This is a genomic window from Pradoshia sp. (genome assembly GCF_051873915.1).
Taxonomy (GTDB): domain Bacteria; phylum Bacillota; class Bacilli; order Bacillales; family Pradoshiaceae; genus Pradoshia.
On the sequence record NZ_JBJEFJ010000027.1, the window covers coordinates 1 to 3,541 of the forward strand.

A 3,541-nucleotide genomic window follows, 5' to 3' on the forward strand; every position below is an offset into this window, starting at 1 on the left:
ACGTTTGCTTGTGTTGTTAAACGTGTTGGATCTTCTTTTTTCGTTAATTCAGCCAGTTCTCTTACTAACTTTCTAACCTCTGGACGGTTACCGCCGATTTGGATCTCATTTTGCACGCCCCAGAACATAATGGATGGGTGGTTGAAGTTCTGTCTGATTAGCTCAATCATTTGCTGCTTCGCATTGATGCCTTCTAATTCTGTTTTAGACATAATGGAAATGAACGGAATTTCAGCCCATACAACCATACCTTCTTGGTCACACAGATCATAGAAATATTGATCATGCTGATAGTGAGCAAGGCGGATGGATGTCGCGCCAACCTCTTTGATCAATTCCATATCTTCTTTATGTTCTTTCTTCGTAATCGCCCAGCCCATGTCTTTTCTATCCTGGTGGCGGGACACACCATTTAGGCGTAATGGTTGACCATTAAGGATGAATCCTCTTTCAGGGTCTACTTCGAAATATCTCACACCGAATGGGATGGAAATTTCATCGATTGTGTCATTGAAGCTAGTCAATGATACGTTTGCTTTATACATATAAGCATTTTTTCTGCCGTTCCAAAGAGTTGGATTCTTAATGACAGCAGGCATGTCAACTTCTTGAGTTTCACCAGCCGCGAGAACGACTTCTTTTGCTGCATAGGCAACTACCTTGCCTTCAGCGTCAAATAGGTCTGCCCATAGGCGTACTTTCTTTTCCACATCTAAATCATTCGTGATTTTTGATTTAATCGTCAAAGACGCTTTCTCTTCGTTCACTTCGTCTTGAACAATATAAATCCCTTGTGAACCATAATCCATCAAGTCAAAGTGAACATGATTTGTGATAACCAGATTTACATCACGATACATTCCGCCATAGAAAGTGAAATCTGCCATTTGCGGATAAACATCTTCCACAACTGTGTTATCAACTTTCACCGCTACTGTGTTTACTGTTCCAAACTCTACCACATCAGTGATATCGAAGCGGAAAGTAGAGTATCCGCCGCGGTGCTGTCCCATATGGTGACCATTGATATATACGTCCGTAATGCTATTAGAACCGTTGAATTCAATATATACACGGTTTCCTTGTTGTAATGAATCGATCATTAATTCTTTACGGTACCAGCAAGCACCCTTGTAGAAATCAAAACCATTCGCTCCATCAATCGCATTCCAAGTATGCGGAACGCTGACTGTTTCCCAGCTAGTATCGTCAAAGCTTTTATTGTAAGCGCTAACTTCATCTTGTTTAATAAATTTCCATGAGTCATTCATGTTAATTATTTTTCTCATTCATTTCTCTCCCTTGATAGTCATAGATAATTTGTGAAAAAATGAACATGTAAACTTAAAATTAATATATCCTTAACTTCCTGTTCTTAGTATAGTATAGAAAACAGAATATTTATCGCACAATTTTGCTTGAAATCGTATTATTTTTGCCTATTTTACACAATAATACAGAAAATGAAAGAAGAGATGATGAAATGCTGGAAAATAGACTACATGATCTTCAAAAAATCTGCCGAATGATTTCTTCCATCAGCCACATGGATGTCCGCTTAATTAATCAGGAAGGAGCCGCTCTGCTTCAATTAGTGAAACAGAATCTTCCGGCTGCCCTGCAAAACTTTGAGCAAGACTTCAGACAAATCAACCAAATTCTCGAGGAACATCCTGCACATTCCTATTACTACTACATCAATAGTTTCGGTCTGCAGTATATGGCTGCCGGCATTTGGGAAGAAAATCATTATGTTGGCGCCATTATGGTTGGACCCTTTTTATCCAGTGTACCTGGAACGGATTTCGTCAGCGAAATGATTTCTGCCAATCAACTACCCATTAGTGAAAGGAGACAGCTGCAAGAATTTTATGCCTCCCTTTCCATCGTTAATAATAGTACGAGTAATAGTATAGGTGAATTGCTCGTCAATTTATGCTCGAATTCTTTTATTGAGGCACAATTAATCACTACTGACCCAGTCCAGTCAAATCAGAGCAAGGAATCGATTAAAACGATGATTGATGAAAGCAAGGAAATGATTGAATTACGTTACCATACTGAACAAGAACTCATGCATGCCATCATGACCGGTGATAAAGAAACCGTAGAGAAGTTGAAAATCAATATAGGAGATACTTATTTAGAAGATCGCATACCAGAGAGTCCCATCAGATCGTCAAAAAACTTAATTTCTGTATTAAACACCATATGCCGAATGGCCGCCAGAAAAGGCGGTGTCCACCCTGTCTACCTTCACGAAATATCAGATAAATTCGCCATCTTAATTGAAAGGGCACCCAATCTGCCTTATCTAAATAAGCTAGTGGAGGTCATGCTGCATGATTATTGTGATTTAGTAAGAGAATTTTCTACTCGCCAATATAGTGAACTAATTAAAAAAGCCGTGGATTATATTCGAATGAATATTGACAGTCCTATTACCTTGCAAAGCATTGCGGATTCCATCCACGCTAACCCATCACATCTGTCCAGGAAATTCAAACAAGAAACTGGGCAAAGTGTAACAGATTTCATCAATCTGAAACGAGTGGAATCTGCCAAGCTCTATCTGCAAAGCGGCCAAAAATCGATCACAGAGGTTGCCTTCATGGTCGGCTTTAATGACGTCAATTACTTCAGCAGGGTTTTCAAGAAGGTTACTTCCATGACCCCTTCTCAGTTCATGAAAGAGGTAAATAAAGAAGATTAACCGGGATTCCTCAAATGGAAATCCCGGTTTCTTAAATGAGCTGGACTTTTAAAAAGAATATTCAAATAATTCAACCTATAGTCTATAATAGAGGTTACCATTTATAACGAAGGCACTATATAGAGCCAGAAAGGCGGCATAGCATGGAGAACTTTTATCTTTATATCCTCATGTGCATTTTCTTGATCATCCTTCCCGGTCCCGATACGGCTGTCGCGACCAAAAACACCCTAAGTCAAGGTAGCGGCGCCGGTCTCAAAACGGCACTCGGCACCTGCTGCGCTCTCCTGATTCATACATCTGCGGCTGTTCTAGGTCTGTCCGCGATCATCGTGAAGTCAGCCCTCTTATTCTCCGTTTTTAAATATGTCGGGGCTATTTACTTAATCTACCTTGGAGCCAAAACCCTCTGGTCCCTGTGGAAGAAAGAAGAAGCCGCAACGGCAGAAACAGAGACAAAGATACAGTTTGAGAAGTCCTCCTGCTTTAAGCAAGGCTTCCTCACCAATATCCTTAACCCAAAGGTCGCCGTCTTCTTCCTAACCTTCCTGCCCCAATTCGTCGAAGCCGGCAGCAACACATTTGTTCCATTTCTGCTTATGGGCATCACCTACACCGCATTAACAGCTGTCTGGTTCCTGTTCTATGTTTACTTAATTCACCAAGTCAGCACCTTCATGAAAAAACCGAAGGCACAAGCAGCGATTGAAGGAATAACCGGTACGATACTAATTGGTTTTGGACTTAAACTCGCTTTTGAGAAGGCACAGCATTAATCCATTTCGTTAAAAAAGCTCAGAGTGAATCGCTCTGAGCTTCATTTTCGAA

Annotated in this window: 3 protein-coding genes; 2 read left to right on the forward strand and 1 reads right to left on the reverse strand. The window is 40.5% G+C overall.

Translation table 11 applies throughout. The features are described from left to right. A partial coding sequence (locus ACI35L_RS02770) for a glycoside hydrolase family 2 protein (protein WP_439802185.1) occupies nucleotides 1–1,289 on the reverse strand: 1,289 nt, incomplete at its 3' end. A gap of 194 nt (nucleotides 1,290–1,483) precedes the next feature. Here ACI35L_RS02770 and ACI35L_RS02775 point away from each other — a divergent pair. Then, nucleotides 1,484–2,713 carry a helix-turn-helix domain-containing protein gene (locus tag ACI35L_RS02775; RefSeq protein WP_439802186.1) on the forward strand — a complete coding sequence of 410 codons (1,230 nt, stop codon included), beginning with the start codon at nucleotides 1,484–1,486 and terminating at the stop codon, nucleotides 2,711–2,713. Nucleotides 2,714–2,856: 143 nt separating this feature from the next. After that, nucleotides 2,857–3,489: a LysE family translocator gene (locus ACI35L_RS02780; protein WP_439802187.1), complete on the forward strand. Its 633-nt coding sequence runs from the start codon at nucleotides 2,857–2,859 to the stop codon at nucleotides 3,487–3,489. Nucleotides 3,490–3,541: the final 52 nt, after the last annotated feature.

Excerpts from the sequence above, each read along its gene's own strand:
- ACI35L_RS02780 (WP_439802187.1), top strand. The coding sequence starts at position 2,857 with ATGGAGAACTTTTATCTTTATATCCTCATGTGCATTTTCTTGATCATC.
- ACI35L_RS02775 (WP_439802186.1), top strand. The coding sequence starts at position 1,484 with ATGCTGGAAAATAGACTACATGATCTTCAAAAAATCTGCCGAATGATT.